The sequence below is a fragment of the Methylobacterium indicum genome, from assembly GCF_017347565.1.
In the GTDB taxonomy this organism is placed as follows: domain Bacteria; phylum Pseudomonadota; class Alphaproteobacteria; order Rhizobiales; family Beijerinckiaceae; genus Methylobacterium; species Methylobacterium indicum.
Map to the genome: position 1 here is coordinate 4,456,356 of NZ_AP024145.1, position 13,284 is coordinate 4,469,639.

Sequence of the window (13,284 nt, forward strand, 5' to 3'; positions counted from 1 at the left end):
GAGGCGTGGAACACGGGTTCATCCGCATTGTGAGTGCGGATTCATGGGATCGCGCGTTGATGTGCAGGGCAGCCGGAGGGCAGCACGAGGCCGATCTCGCACCCGTCGATGCCGCTGGTCCCGGACGGCCTTCACGTCGATGACCTGACGCTGAAACGGCCGGATTGCTGATCACCGCCCAGACCACCGCGCCCCCGCAACCTGTCCGAGTTGCGACCGATCCTCGACGCGCGCTCACAAGCGCGTATTGGCGAATACTCGAGGACCCGCCGTGGCAAGATCGGAGCGTGACGTGGCACCTGCGCATGCGCCGCTCCCCCTGCGGCCACTGCCCGGGGCGGATCCTTGCCGAACCCGCAGCGGGGCTGGGGTCACGCAAAGCGCGCCGAAGCGAACGATTGGCCGAGGCGCAGACCGACATCGGCATGGTACTCGGCGGGGGCCCGGTGCTCGTTCGTCACGACGACCGGCGATGCCTGTCGGCGGCGACACCAGGTCAAGCGACCAAGGAGATCGCACGCCGTCTCGGAGCATCGCGCAACGCCGTGCGTCGCCGGATCCGGGCCGGCCAGTTCGTGCCCTACCGCCGTGCCCCAGGCCCGAGCCGGCTCGACCTTACCATCTCCTTCGGCGAGGCACGCCGGCAGCAAGGTCAACGCAGCGCCACCGTTCGCCATCGCGAGGTGCGCGCGCAGGGCTTCACGGGCGACGACGACATCGTCCGGCGCTGGGCCGCACGGCAGAAGTCGGGGGCCCCGGCTCGACCGCCTTCCGCCCGGATCCCCTCGACACGCCGCATCACCCGGTGGCTGACGGGCGGTCCAGCCGTGTTGTCGCCCGAGGTTCGCGCCTTCACCGACGCGCTCTGCACGGCGCCACCGCGCTCGAAGCGGGCGGCCGAGGACGTCCGCGCCTCCGCGGATCTCCTGCATCGGGACGATCCCGCCGGACTGACACCTTGACTGGAGGCTGCCGCTCCCGGTGAACTCGGTGGCGTCGTCACCGGGCTTCGGCAGGACGAGGAGGCCGTGCGCGCGGCGATCGCCGAGCCCTGGAGCAACGGCCAGGGTGACGGGCAGGTCAACCGCCTCGAAGTGATCAAGCGCAGCTTATATGGTCGCGCCAGGTTCGACCTGCTCCGCCAGCGCGTGCTGCATGCTGCGTGAACCGAGACCCCCAGAGCTCAGCTGGACGAGCGCCCGCCAGTACCGAAAGTGCGGATGAACCCCGTTCCGATGCCGGCTGATAGCTTCACTCCACAAAGCTTGTTGTTGCGCATCGATCATCATGCGATGTCGGCATTTTAATGCCGGCATGACGCATGAAGCGTGTTATCGTTCATGGTCTGGCATCCAACAGAAATATTCGTTCGGCATATTGCGCCGCACAAGAAGCCGTGTATTTTTCAATCAAATCCAATCAAATCGCGGGGCTATCATGGTGTCGGCACTGAATTATTGTGCATTGTCTCTGCTTGTCTTGTCGGCCTTCCCGGCGAATGCGCAGGATCGTGCATCCTCGGTCACCGTCTTCCCGCCGATCATGCGCGAGATGGCCCGCGAGACCGCCTCGGCGCAGCCCATGGCCGGCCTGGTGACGACGCCCCAGCCGGTCCCGGCGGCGCGCCGCCCCGCCACCCAGCCCGAGCTGGTGGCGCAGCGCTACGTCGAGCCCGTCGCGGCGGCCCGCACCGGCTCGCTCGACTGAGCCTCGCCCGCGCCGGGCTCCCGTTGCACGGCGCGCCGCATCCGGCGTCGACGACGTCGCGCCCAATATCGCGGGGAGGGCGCCGTCCTCCCCGCACGACACTCTTTCGGGACGACGATCGGTGGCGCCTTCCGGATGCCGGGGGCAACCGGCGGCTTGAGATCGCCCGGTTGTCCCGTCTGGCCCTGCCTCCATGGCCTGCCGGCCCCGATTCCCGGCATCTCGTCGAGGCCGTGCCTCCGAGCCCGCCTTCATCCGCAACCCGACTCTTGACGAGACGCGTCGTGTCCGGCGTCGTCACGCCGTGATCTGCGCAATCCGCCGGAGCATGAGCCGGCGTGGATAGTGCGCGGCCTCAGGTTTCAAGCCTGCCGGAAAAAGCTATAGAGACATTAGAAGCAGGCCGAAGAGCGCCGGAAGACGAGCGCCGGGAGCGCAGGTGCCGTGGTGGGGAGTGAGTTGGGTTCCGGGACCACCATCGTCGTCGCGGACGACCACCCGCTCTTTCGCGGCGCCCTCAGGGGTGCGGTGACGGCGATCCTGCCCGGCGCCCGGATCATCGAGGCGAGCGGGCTCGAACCCCTCACCAAGATCCTCGACGCCGAGGACGAGATCGACCTCGTGCTCCTCGATCTCACCATGCCGGGCGTCCAGGGCTTTTCCGGCCTGATCTACCTGCGGGCGCAGCACCCGGCGATTCCCGTGGTCATCGTCTCGGCCAACGAGGACCCGGTGGTGATCCGCCGCGCCCTCGATTTCGGTGCCGCCGGCTTCATCCCGAAATCCCTCGAGGTCGACCGCATCGGCGAGGCGATCGGCGAGGTCCTGGCCGGCGGCAACTGGTCGCCGCCCGACATCGAGCTGTCGGCCTCCGAGGACAAGGAGACGGCGGACCTGATGCGCCGCCTCGCCACCCTCACGCCGCAGCAGGTGCGGGTGCTGATGATGCTGTCCGAGGGCCTGCTCAACAAGCAGATCGCCTACGAGCTCGGGGTCTCGGAGGCGACCGTGAAGGCTCACGTCTCGGCGATCCTGCAGAAGCTCGGCGTCGAGAGCCGGACCCAGGCCGTGATCGTCTCCTCGCGGATCGGCGCCACCCTCAAGCCCCCCGCCGGGGTGGAATAGCGCCGGTTCTTGCGAACCGGTGCCGGTTCTTGCGAACCGGTGCTGGTTCTTGCGAACCGGTGCCGCTCTCGCGAGCTGGCGCCTGCCCTTGCGAGTCGAAGCCCCGCTCAGGCGAGACGCAGGCCCGGCTGCGCCCGGTCGCGGTCGCTCCGGCCGAAGCCGCGCGGCACGTCGTAGGCGGTGCCCTCCAGCCCGAACACCGCCCGGGTGGTGTCGGCGGTGGCCGGCGTCCAGCGGGCGAAGAACGGCACCAGGGGATTGCCGTCGTACATCATCGGCAGCGCCAGCGGCTCGGTGTCCCAGCCCATGGTCGCCAGGTGGGTGATCATGATCGGATGCGCCTGGATCAGGTAGCCGTCGAGGCCCAGCCGTCCGGTCAGCTCGGCCACCGCCACGAACTGGCGCCCGGCGATCGGGTCCTTGGCGGTCGCGGAGGCGCGACGCCAGGGCGCGGCACCGCAGCGCGTCCACTCGAAGATGCGCGGCCCGCTCGGCGCGGTCGCGCCCTGCAGCAGCTGCGGGTAGACGTGGGTCTGGAGATGCGGCCGGGTCGTCGGCAGCAGGCGCGAATAGGATACCACCTCGCCGTCGTCGATCCCGGCGACGTGGATGGCGTCCGGCCCGTCGAACTGGTCGCGCTCGCGCCCGTCGGGCTTGCGGCACGCCTCCCACCGCATCGTCTCGACGAAGAGACGGTGTCGAAAACAGTATATCCTGTCGAGAAGCGCCGCGTGGTCGCGGCAGTTGTCGCGATCGACGATCGTGATCAAGATCAGGGCTCCTTGCTCTGGAGCACTTCTTGAGCTTTGAACCTAGAATGAGATAGCCCGTAAATTTACGGGGAGATCGGCATGGTCTTGTTCTGGATGGCGATCAGGGCGTGTGGATACGACATAGAAACGTCAGTGAATTGTAGAAAAAAGTATTTTTCTCTGGAGATCGGTCTATTATGCAACTCAAGGTGCGATTTTGTCGAATCGGCGAAGGTTTCTCGGGTAGGAGGGAGCTCGCGAAGGCCGGCCGTGATCCGAACCCCGTCGCGTTCCCTGCGTCACCGCGGCGGGACGAGCCCGATCGTCTTTCCGGTACCCGCGTGCCGTGACGGCACGGGCGACCGCTCTGGACGGCGGGGCATGCCCTCGCGGGCTCGCCGAGACCGATCGGGTGCTAACCCGGCTCCTCGGTCTTCCGGCATCGTCTTTCGGCGCGTCGGCATTTCCCCGTCCAGAAACGCTCTGGTCGATCGATCCCGTCCGCAACGCCTGGGCGACGCGGGGCCGCGTTCGACGACGACGAGCGTGTGGGCGGCATCGCACAGGTCGTCCTCGGCCGTACGCTGGGACAGGGACCGGACTTCGCAGGTCTCGCGGCCGGTCGCGCCGCTGGCCCATGCGATGCTCTCGATCTCGCTCCGGCGCGAGGCCAGTCCACCGCACGGCGCCATCGCGTGGTCGCGGGCGCGACGCCCCAAGGAAGATATCATTCCCATCTGCGCCCTCGTTAGGCGATGCCCAAAGACAATTTTTTTACATAAATGTTAATATAAGAAAATTTATTGAATATATTTTGCAACTATTTTTTGTAAATTGCCGATGATGGAAATCGGTTGCCGCAGGCGATGTCATCGCGTATCTTTATATTCATCGACTTATCGAATAAGGACGATCGATGCTATTCTCAACTCCCTTGGTTCGAGAACAGATCAAGCTCGACCCTCGATATGCTGACGCCCAGACAATCACGAACGACGACCTTGCCAGAATCGCTCTCGAAAGACGTGGTCTGCGCGACTTCGAATTGATGCGCCACGTCAACGCGATGCTGGGCGAACTGGGCGATGGTTCGATCGCGTTCCGCCTTTACAACGCCAGCGACGAGCGACTGTGGCTGGATCGCGATAGCTACACGGGAAAAGCGTCCATCGCCAAGTACCCGCCTGACTACATCGTCGATCCAGGGCAGTGGAGTGTCATTGTTTCCAAGGATGAGGTTGCTCCCAACAACATTGTGTACGGCAATTTCACCATTGGATATCGTGGAAATGATTCCGGGATAACGACGCATTGGCGTTGCGGGGTTGTCGGATGCTCCGTTTCCATGAAGCGCACAGGTGAAGAATCGGGCAAAGCGCAGCCGATGGCGGCTTCGCGAGACGATCGGGTGGCGGCGATCATGCGCGGATTTCTGGGTAAGACAATTGTTGTCGACGGACTATATACGACAAGCAATCAATATCCATTTGCTTGATTTTAATCGTCATCGGGAGGCAACCTATGATCCTCGGGCCAGCCGTCACTTCTGCAACGTTGAAGACCGACGCGCGCTATCGCGATGCGAAGGCAACCGCAACGCTCCTGTCCTCCTACGCCCTGGAGCAGCGAGGCTCCACCGACTTCGAGGTGATGAAAGTCGTCAATGGGATGAAGGACGAGTACGCCTCCGGTGCATCCACGCTGCTGCGCGTATTCAATGCCTCCGGCGGACGTCTGTTCCTGCGCTCCGACGTGCATTGGCACGGCAAGGTCTGGAAATACCCGCTCGATCTGGTGATCGAGAACGGACAATGGTCGATCGCCCTCGTCGTGCATGCTGCACGCTTCGAAGGCGTCGCTGGTGGTATCGTGTATAGGACCGAAGAGGTTCCGACCGACATCTTCTGCGGCTGGGACGTTCCGTTCTGGGACGGACCGTTCTCGTCGAGCCACAAGAACACGGTTTGCGCCGAAATCCGCAAACCCGGGCATTACGACGCCGAGACCAATCTCGGCATCATGCGCAACCTGACCAATGGTGGTGGAGCATCCGCGCGGGCCGAGCATACCGGCAAGGCCGAGGAACGACCATTCGAGGTCGATCACGACTATGTTGCGGTGGTGCTGACGGCGGCCGGGACGAGCCCCGTCACCGACATCGTCATCGGCCGTTCCGATACGCTCCAGTAGGTGTAGTCATGAGCGTGACGGCCTCGCCCGAGCCCGACCTTCACCGATTGGTCGGCCTTACCCGAGATCGCGAGCGGGTTCTGCTGCTGAGCGGTTGTCTCGCACCCGGGGATTGCCTCCGCGCAGGGCGACAGATCGACGAGGGCGCGAGCGAGGCGTTGGGCCTCCTGAGGGACCTGGACGGCCGGCACGACGCCGGGTCGTCCGCCCCGTCGCGGACTGTCGTTGACGATGTCCAACGCTACGCGAAGGGGAGCCTTCTCTCGGCCGTCGGAAGCATCTCCAACTTCCAGGCGAGGCGGGAATACATCCAGGCGATTCGCGAGAACGCGAAGTTCTTTCTCGACCGAGTTCAGCACCAGGGGAACGACGTCGCAGCGATCAAGAGCCTCGCGATCGAGGCGATCGCGATGCGGGAGATCACCCGCGAGATGACGTTCTGGCATAATGCCGGCAGGGCGGCCGAGATCAATCGGCAGGCCGGCAAGGTCTGTAAGTCTTTCGTCTCGCCGGTGGTCAAGAAGGATCTTGCGCGCTTCGTAGCCGAAGTGAGCAACGGTCGTCCCTACGAAGCGATGAGCGACAGCGAGAAGATCGACGTCCTCAAGCAGGTCATCGACCGATCGGGGAAGGCCGGCACTTTCGGCACCGCCGTGAAGGCGTTGCAAGGCGTCGTCCGTCCGGCGCAGCTGGTCCTGACGGTCGTACTGATCGCGCAGGACGCGAGCGAGGCCTGGGATCCGACGCGGACGGTGACTGTCGGAGCCGCCCGGCTCGGTCTCGGCGTCGCGGCGGCCTGGGTCGGCGAGACAGCGGGCCTCGCGCTGGTCGGTGCGCTCTCCCTCGGCCCCGTCTTGGGGGCGGTCGTTCTCCTCGGTGCGGGTTACCTGGCCGGAAAGATCCTCAACGACTTCGTCGCCGACGCTCTCGACGATCTCCTCCACGAACTGAACCCCCGTATTCCAGGAGTCATGCGGTTTCAGGCCTGGGCGCCGGAGCCTTTCAGCATGAGCTTGTGTGCCGAGGTCCCGTCGGTCTCGATGAGTACGCCCCTGATGACACCGCTGAAGGCCGAAAAGGTGGCATGATACCGTTTCCGGACGATCCCTTTCGGAAGCATCACTCGATCAATCCCGCCCGCATCGCGAGCGCGACGAGCTGCACGCGGTTGACCGCGCCGAGCTTGCGGGCGGCGTTGCTCAGGTAATCCTCGACCGTGCGCTGGGACAGGGACAGGATCTCGGAGGTCTCCCAGCCGGTCTTGCCGGCGGCGGCCCAGCGGATGCACTCGATCTCGCGCCGGGTGCAGCGCGGGGCACCCTCCGGCCGCGCGATCCGGGAAGGCAGGGCGGGACCGAGGCCCCGCGAGGCGAGGTGGGCGTAGATGGCGAGCAGGTGCAGCCCGGCCCTGGCCTCGTCCGAGAGATCGATGCGGGCGCCGCCGAACGAGGCCGCGGTCTCGGTGCCGTCGATGTCGTGGATGGGCACGCAGAGCCCGTCGCCGAGGCCGAAGGCCGGGGCCTCGTCCATGACCCGCCGGGCCAGGGCGGCGTCGCGCTCGACCTCGACCTCCGACCACAGGAACGGCGCGGTGGTCCGCCGGACCTGCGCCATCACCGGGTCGTGCTGGACGTAGCCGCGCGCGACGTAGCGGGTGGCCCATTCCTCCGGCCAGTGCATCAGCAGCAGGCGGTCGGGCAGGTTCTCGCCGGCGCTCTGCGGCACGCCCGCGATGGCGAAGCGCTCGTAGCCGAAGATCCCGCCGGCCCGGATCAGCACCGCCGTGATCTCGGCGGCACTCCGCGCCGCTTTCACCGCCTGGACGAGGTCCAGCGTGACCTGACCGATCACCGCCATCGCGCAGCGCCGTCCGTTTCCGACAAGTCTTGAGCGACACCCCGCGAGACGAGGCGCGGATCACCCGTAGACTATCAGGAAACGCTCCGCCTCGCGAGGATCCGGGGGTAAAATACGCTCCCCGGATGCGTGATATCGCCGGGCGGCCCGAGGCCGCCCGGACGGGATCGTCCTCCTGCGGCTCAGGCCGCCCGCTTCTTGAGCACCCCGACCAGAACGGCGGTGATCAGCGTGCCGACGACGAGGGCCGCGACCGCGCCGAGCACCGGCGTGATGGCGTTCGGGATCGGCAGCACGAACAGCCCGCCATGGGGCACCCGCAGGGCCACCCCGAAGGTCATCGAGACCGCGCCCGCCGCCGCCGAGCCGGCGACGAGGGCCGGGATGACCCGCAGGGGGTCGGCGGCCGCGAAGGGGATCGCGCCCTCGGTGATGAAGGCCGCGCCCAGCACCGCCGCGGCGGTCCCGGCCTCGCGCTCCTGGGCGGTGAAGCGGCCGGGGAAGAGCCGGGTGGCCAGCGCGATGCCGAGCGGCGGGGTCATGCCGGCGAGCATCACGGCGGCCATCGGGGTGTAGATCCCCGAGGAGATGAGCGCCGCCGAGGAGGCATAGGCCGCCTTGTTGATCGGTCCGCCCATGTCGACCGCCATCATGCCGCCGAGGACGAGACCCAGCACCAGCGCGCTCGCGCCCTGCATGCCCTTGAGCCAGCCGGTGAGCGCGGCGAGCAGGGCCGCCACCGGCACGCCGACGACGTAGACCATCAGGAGGCCGGTCACGAGGGTGCCCAGTAGGGGCAGGATCAGGACGGGCTTCAGGCCTTCCAGATTCTTCGGCAGGCGGATCGAGCGGTTGAGGAACGACACCGTGTAACCGGCGATGAAGCCCGCCGCGATGCCGCCGAGGAAGCCCGCGTTGAGGTTGGCCGCCAGCATCCCGCCGATCATGCCCGGCGCGATGCCGGGCCGGTCGGCGATCGAGAAGGCGATGTAGCCGGCGAGCGCCGGCACGATCAGCGCGAAGGCCGCCTTGGCGCCGATCTCGCCGAGCGCGAAGCCCAGGCTGCCCTTGTTGGCCGCCGACATCGCGTCGATGCCGCCGAACGCGAAGGCGAGCGCGATCAGGAGGCCGCCCGCCACCACGAAGGGCAGCATGAACGAGACGCCGGTCATCAGGTGCTTGTAGGCGCCGGCCTTCGTCTCGGCCGCCGCGGGGCGGTCGGGCCCGGATTCCGCGGCTCCCGCACCCTGCAGCTCGGCGTCCTTCAGGGCGGTGGCGATCAGGCCCTTGCCGTCGCGGATCGCCGCCTTGGTGGTGGTGGCGTAGACCCGCTTGCCGGAGAACCGCCCGCGATCGACGCCGGTATCGGCGGCGATGAGGACGATGTCGGCCGCCGCGATCTCGTCGGGCGTCAGGGCGTCGCGGGCGCCGACCGAGCCTTGCGTCTCGACCCGGACCTGATGGCCGAGCGCCTGCGCCGCGGCCTGGATGCCCTCCGCCGCCATGAAGGTGTGGGCGATGCCGGTCGGGCAGGAGGTGATGGCGACGATGCGCTTCACGCCGTCACCGGCGGGGGCGGGCGAAGCCCCGGCGAGCGCCCGCTCGATCACCCGGTCGGCGTCGGTCAGCACGTCCTCGATGCCCACCTCGGCGCGGCGCAAGCCCCCGAAGCGGCTGGCGCCGAGATCGCCGGAGCCGACGAGGAGCACCGCGTCGGCGCCCCGGATCGCGCCCTCGGTCAGGGGCGTGCCGGCGGTGCCGCGGCCCCGGACCTCGAGGTCGAGGCGCTGGTTGCGCCGCGCCGCCGCCCGGCGCAGGGCCTCGGCCGCCAGCACCGCATGGGTGCCGAGCTCGCCGCCCCCGACGACGGCCACCAACTGGGTCATGGGTTGTTCCTCCTCGGGTGTTCCGTCTGGATGCGTGTCGGCGTCTTCGGAGTTTTCGCCCTCGTTCGTCATTCCGGGGCCGCGCAGCGGCGACCGGAAGCCAGAACCGCATTTCCCTGCAGAACAGAGCGGACCGCATCCCGCTTCGTTCGGCATGGCTTGCGGTTCTGGATCCCGGGCTCTCGTCTGAGGCGAGCCCCGGGATGACTTCGAGAAGCGGATCTTTGATGGACTATGCTGAAATCTACCCGCGTCTTAGATTTTCGCGGCGGGTAGAACGCGAACCTCGATCGCCCGGGCGATTCCCTCGATCTCCGCGCGATCCGGCAGGTTCGCCCCGGCCCTCGTCAGCTTGCCGGCCGCGAAGGCCAGCGCCAGGCGGGCGGTGTCGGCGAGCGCGAGGTCGGCCGAGAGCCCCGCCACCAGCCCGGCCACCAGGGCGTCGCCGGCCCCGACGGTACTGGTGACCTCGACCACGGGGGCGAGCGCGTGCAGGGCTTCCACCGCGGCACCCTGGCCGTGCACGAAAACCGCGCCGTCCTCCCCGAGGGAGACGACGACCAGCGGGATGCCCCGCCGCACCAGGTCCGCGGCCGCGTCCACCACGTCGGCGAGGGTGGGGAGCGGCCGCCCGGCCCATTCCTCCAGCTCGTGCCGGTTCGGCTTCACGATGTCGGGCAGGGTCTCCGCCGCCAGCGCCGCGGCGAGGGCTGCGCCGGAGGCGTCGAGGAGCACGCGCGTTCCCCCGGCCTTCAGCTCCGCCGTGAGCACCGCGTAGAGGTCGGCCCCGGCGCCCGCCGGCAGGCTGCCGGCGAGCACGGCCAGCGTGTCCGGTCCGGCCTCCGCGCGCAGCACCGCCCGCACCGCGTCCAGGCTCGCCGGGTCGAGGGCGAGGCCGGGCAGGTTCACGTCGGTGGTGCCGGCGGGGTCGACGAGCTTTAGGTTGGTGCGGGTCTCGCCCGCCACCCGCAGGCAGCGGTCGGCGATGCCCTTCGCCGCAAACAATGCCTCGAACACGGCGGCATTGCCGGCGCCGAGCACCCCCGCAGCCGTGACCGGGACGCCCCAGTCGGCGAGGCAGCTCGCCACGTTGACGCCCTTGCCGCCGGCATCGTCGCGCAGCGCCCGGGCGCGGTGGACGGCACCGGGCACGAGGCGGTCGAGGGTGACGGTCCGGTCGATCGCCGGGTTGAGTGTGAGAGTCAGGATGCGGGTCACGACCGCGCCTCCGCGGTCTCGCCCGCCCGACGGTCGAGGGCCCGCACCGAGGCGGCGTCGGGTTGCGCGCAGGCATCGCTGGCCAGCGCCTCGAGGTCGGCCAGCGTGGCGGCGCGCAGGCGCGCCTTGACCGCCGGCAGGTCGCGGGGCGTCATCGAGAGCTCGTGCACGCCCAGGCCCGCGAGCAGCCCCGCCCCGAACGGATCGCCCGCGATGCCGCCGCAGACCCCGACGTAGCGCCCGTGGCGGGCCGCACCCTCGCAGGTCATCCGCACCAGGCGGAGGACCGCCGGGTGGAGCGAATCGGCCTCCGGCGCCAGCTCGGTGTTCTGACGGTCGATGGCGAGCGCGTATTGCGTGAGGTCGTTGGTACCGATCGAGAAGAAGTCGCAATGCACGGCCAGCGCGTCGGCCTGGATCGCCGCGGCCGGCACCTCGATCATGATGCCGAGGGGCACCTCCGGCGCGCCGATCTCGGTGCGGATCCGCTCGCAGGCCGCGCGCAGGGCCGTGACTTCGGGCACCGAGGTGATCATCGGGAACATGATCGAGAGGGGCGCGTCCTTGCCGGTCGGCGCGTTCGCCGGCACGCAATCCTTCGCGGCGCGGTAGAGGGCGCGCAGCTGCGGCTCCATCAGGTCGGGCCGGCGCAGGAGCAGGCGGGCGCCCCGCACGCCGAGGAAGGGGTTCTCCTCCTTCGGCAGGGCGAGGTGGGGCACCTGCTTGTCGCCGCCGATATCGAGGGCGCGCACGATCAGGGGGCGGCCCTCCAGCACCTCCAGCATCGCCCGGTAGGTGGCGTACTGGTCGTCCTCGCCCGGGGTGTCGCCGCGCTCGAGAAACAGGAACTCGGTCCGCATCAGGCCGACGCCTTCGGCGCCCTGCGAGAGGGCGAAGGGTACCTGGTCGGGGGTGTTGACGTTGGCGCCGATCGCCACGGCGTGGCCGTCGCGGGTGCGGGCCGGCAGGCCGCGCTCGCGCGCCTCCTCCTCCTGCGTCGCCCGCAGGCGGTCGCGCCAGTGCCTCGCCGCCGCGAGGTCGCCCTCGCTCGGGTCGAGGTAGAGCCGCCCGGTGGTGCCGTCGAGGATCGCGGTCGTGCCCGCCGGCAGGGCCAGCAGGTTGGCGCCGGCCGCCACCACCGAGGGGATGCCGAGGGTGCGGGCGAGGATCGCGGTGTGGGAGGTCGGGCCCCCTTGCGCGGTGGCGAGCCCGAGCACCCGGGCGGGATCGAGGCCGGCGGTGTCGGAGGGGGCGAGATCGGGCGCGAGCAGGATGCAGGGCCGGTCCGGCAGGGCGTGGCCGGACTGGAGCGCCGGATCGATCTGGGCCAGCAGCCGGCGGCCGACGTCGCGCAGGTCGGCGGCGCGGGCGGCCAGCACCGGGTTGCCGAGCGCCGAGAGCTGTCCGGCCATCCGCTCCACCGCCTGGTGCCAGGCATAGGCGACGCCGTGGCCTTCGACCATCAGCTGGCAGGCGAGCGTGATCAGGTCGGTGTCGGCGATGAGCTCGGCTTGCGCCTTGAAGATTCCCGCATCCGCCTGGCCGAGGCGTCGGCCGGTATCGTCGGCGAGCGCCTTGAGCTGGGCGCCCGTGCTCTCGAGCGCCGCGTGCAGCCGGTCGCCGCCGCTCGTCAGCGGCTCGGGCTCGTCCGGCACCGCGACGTCGGTCGGCCCGAGCACGTGGACAGGGCCGATGGCGAGGCCGGGGCTGGCGCCGATGCCGGACACGATCCGGCACGGATCGGCCGGGTTCCAGCCGGCCACCGGGGCGGCGGCCTTGGCGGCGGCCTCCGCCGCGCGGGCGGCGGCCGCCTTCTCGCCGGCCGAGAGGCCGGTGACGGTGGCCTTCAATCGGGCGAGCGCCGCCGGCGCGTCCTCGCCCTCGGCGGAGATCACCACCTCGTCACCGGCCCGCAGGCCGAGCTGGAGCAGGGCGATGAGGGTCTTGGCGTCCGCCACCTCGGCACCGTGGCGGACCTGGATCCGGGCGCTCCCGCCGCGCGCCGCCTCGACCCAGGCGGAAGCCGGCCGCGCGTGCAGGCCGGTCGGGTAGTCGACGGTCCAGGTGAAGGCGTGGGGCAGGTCGGCGGCCGGGCCGGCGACGCCGGGAGCGGGCGCGTCCTCGGAGAGCGCGGCGGCGATCTCGGCGGGGTCCTGGGTGGTGCGCAGGCGCGCGAGCCGGGCCTCGTCCTGGATCAGGCGGGTGAGGCGGCGCAGGATCGTGATGTGGGTGTCGGACTGGGCGGCGATCGCCACCACCAGATGGGCGTCCTGTCCGTCGTGCCACGCGACCCCGGCGGGGACCTGCAGCACGGCGAGCCCGCTCTCGCGCACCAGGGCGCGATCGTCGACCATGCCGTGCGGGATCACGACGCCGTGGCCGAGATAGGTGTTCGCCACGCCCTCGCGGCGCAGCATGCTGCCCTCGTAGGCCGGGTCGATGCAGCCGGCGGCGACGAGGAGCTGGGCCGCCTCGCGAATGGCCGATTCCTTGTCGGCGGGGGCGGCGGCGGTACGGATCAGGACGCGCGGCGCGGTCGGCGCGGACAT

The 13,284-nt window shown here is 69.3% G+C and carries 10 protein-coding genes and 1 pseudogene; 6 read left to right on the forward strand and 5 right to left on the reverse strand.

Going from position 1 to position 13,284, the window contains the following annotated elements; all coding sequences use genetic code 11:
- Positions 1 to 108 precede the first annotated feature (108 nt).
- The 3 genes and pseudogenes from miv_RS20690 (at position 109) to miv_RS20700 (ending at position 2,832) form a co-directional block, all read left to right on the forward strand.
- A pseudogene (locus miv_RS20690) lies at positions 109 to 1,166 on the forward strand (transposase).
- 298 nt (positions 1,167 to 1,464) lie between these two features.
- The gene (locus miv_RS20695) at positions 1,465 to 1,707 is read left to right on the forward strand and encodes a hypothetical protein (protein ID WP_207178608.1); all 243 of its coding nucleotides are present in this window, start codon (positions 1,465 to 1,467) and stop codon (positions 1,705 to 1,707) included.
- A gap of 459 nt (positions 1,708 to 2,166) precedes the next feature.
- Positions 2,167 to 2,832: a response regulator gene (locus miv_RS20700; protein WP_048425927.1), complete on the forward strand. Its 666-nt coding sequence runs from the start codon at positions 2,167 to 2,169 to the stop codon at positions 2,830 to 2,832.
- Between the two features lie 107 nt (positions 2,833 to 2,939).
- On the opposite strand, the gene miv_RS20705 is transcribed toward miv_RS20700, so the two are convergent.
- The gene (locus miv_RS20705) at positions 2,940 to 3,602 is read right to left on the reverse strand and encodes an acyl-homoserine-lactone synthase (RefSeq protein ID WP_058617795.1); all 663 of its coding nucleotides are present in this window, start codon (positions 3,600 to 3,602) and stop codon (positions 2,940 to 2,942) included.
- Between the two features lie 898 nt (positions 3,603 to 4,500).
- Here miv_RS20705 and miv_RS20710 point away from each other — a divergent pair.
- From miv_RS20710 to miv_RS20720, 3 genes are read left to right on the forward strand one after another with little or no spacing between them, the layout of a single operon-like run.
- Positions 4,501 to 5,079: a hypothetical protein gene (locus miv_RS20710; protein ID WP_207178609.1), complete on the forward strand. Its 579-nt coding sequence runs from the start codon at positions 4,501 to 4,503 to the stop codon at positions 5,077 to 5,079.
- A gap of 26 nt (positions 5,080 to 5,105) precedes the next feature.
- Complete coding sequence (locus tag miv_RS20715) at positions 5,106 to 5,774, forward strand: hypothetical protein (RefSeq protein WP_131800150.1); 669 nt, start codon at positions 5,106 to 5,108, stop codon at positions 5,772 to 5,774.
- 8 nt (positions 5,775 to 5,782) lie between these two features.
- A complete protein-coding gene (locus miv_RS20720) occupies positions 5,783 to 6,862 on the forward strand; it encodes a hypothetical protein (RefSeq protein WP_048425924.1) in 1,080 nt (359 codons plus the stop codon).
- 31 nt (positions 6,863 to 6,893) lie between these two features.
- Here miv_RS20720 and miv_RS20725 read toward each other — a convergent pair whose 3' ends face one another.
- The 4 genes from miv_RS20725 to ptsP all read right to left on the reverse strand — a co-directional run bounded on the left by miv_RS20725 (position 6,894) and on the right by ptsP (position 13,284).
- Positions 6,894 to 7,631, reverse strand: a complete 738-nt coding sequence (locus miv_RS20725; protein WP_053220765.1) for a LuxR family transcriptional regulator — start codon at positions 7,629 to 7,631, stop codon at positions 6,894 to 6,896.
- Between the two features lie 182 nt (positions 7,632 to 7,813).
- Entirely contained in the window at positions 7,814 to 9,517 is a 1,704-nt protein-coding gene (locus miv_RS20730) for a fructose-specific PTS transporter subunit EIIC (RefSeq protein ID WP_207178610.1), read from the reverse strand.
- A 255-nt stretch (positions 9,518 to 9,772) separates the two neighbouring features.
- Positions 9,773 to 10,735, reverse strand: coding sequence for a 1-phosphofructokinase (gene pfkB / locus miv_RS20735; RefSeq protein ID WP_207178611.1), 963 nt, complete (start codon positions 10,733 to 10,735; stop codon positions 9,773 to 9,775).
- The gene (gene ptsP, locus miv_RS20740; protein WP_207178612.1) at positions 10,732 to 13,284 is read right to left on the reverse strand and encodes a phosphoenolpyruvate--protein phosphotransferase; all 2,553 of its coding nucleotides are present in this window, start codon (positions 13,282 to 13,284) and stop codon (positions 10,732 to 10,734) included. The genes pfkB and ptsP overlap by 4 nt, the downstream gene beginning before the upstream one ends.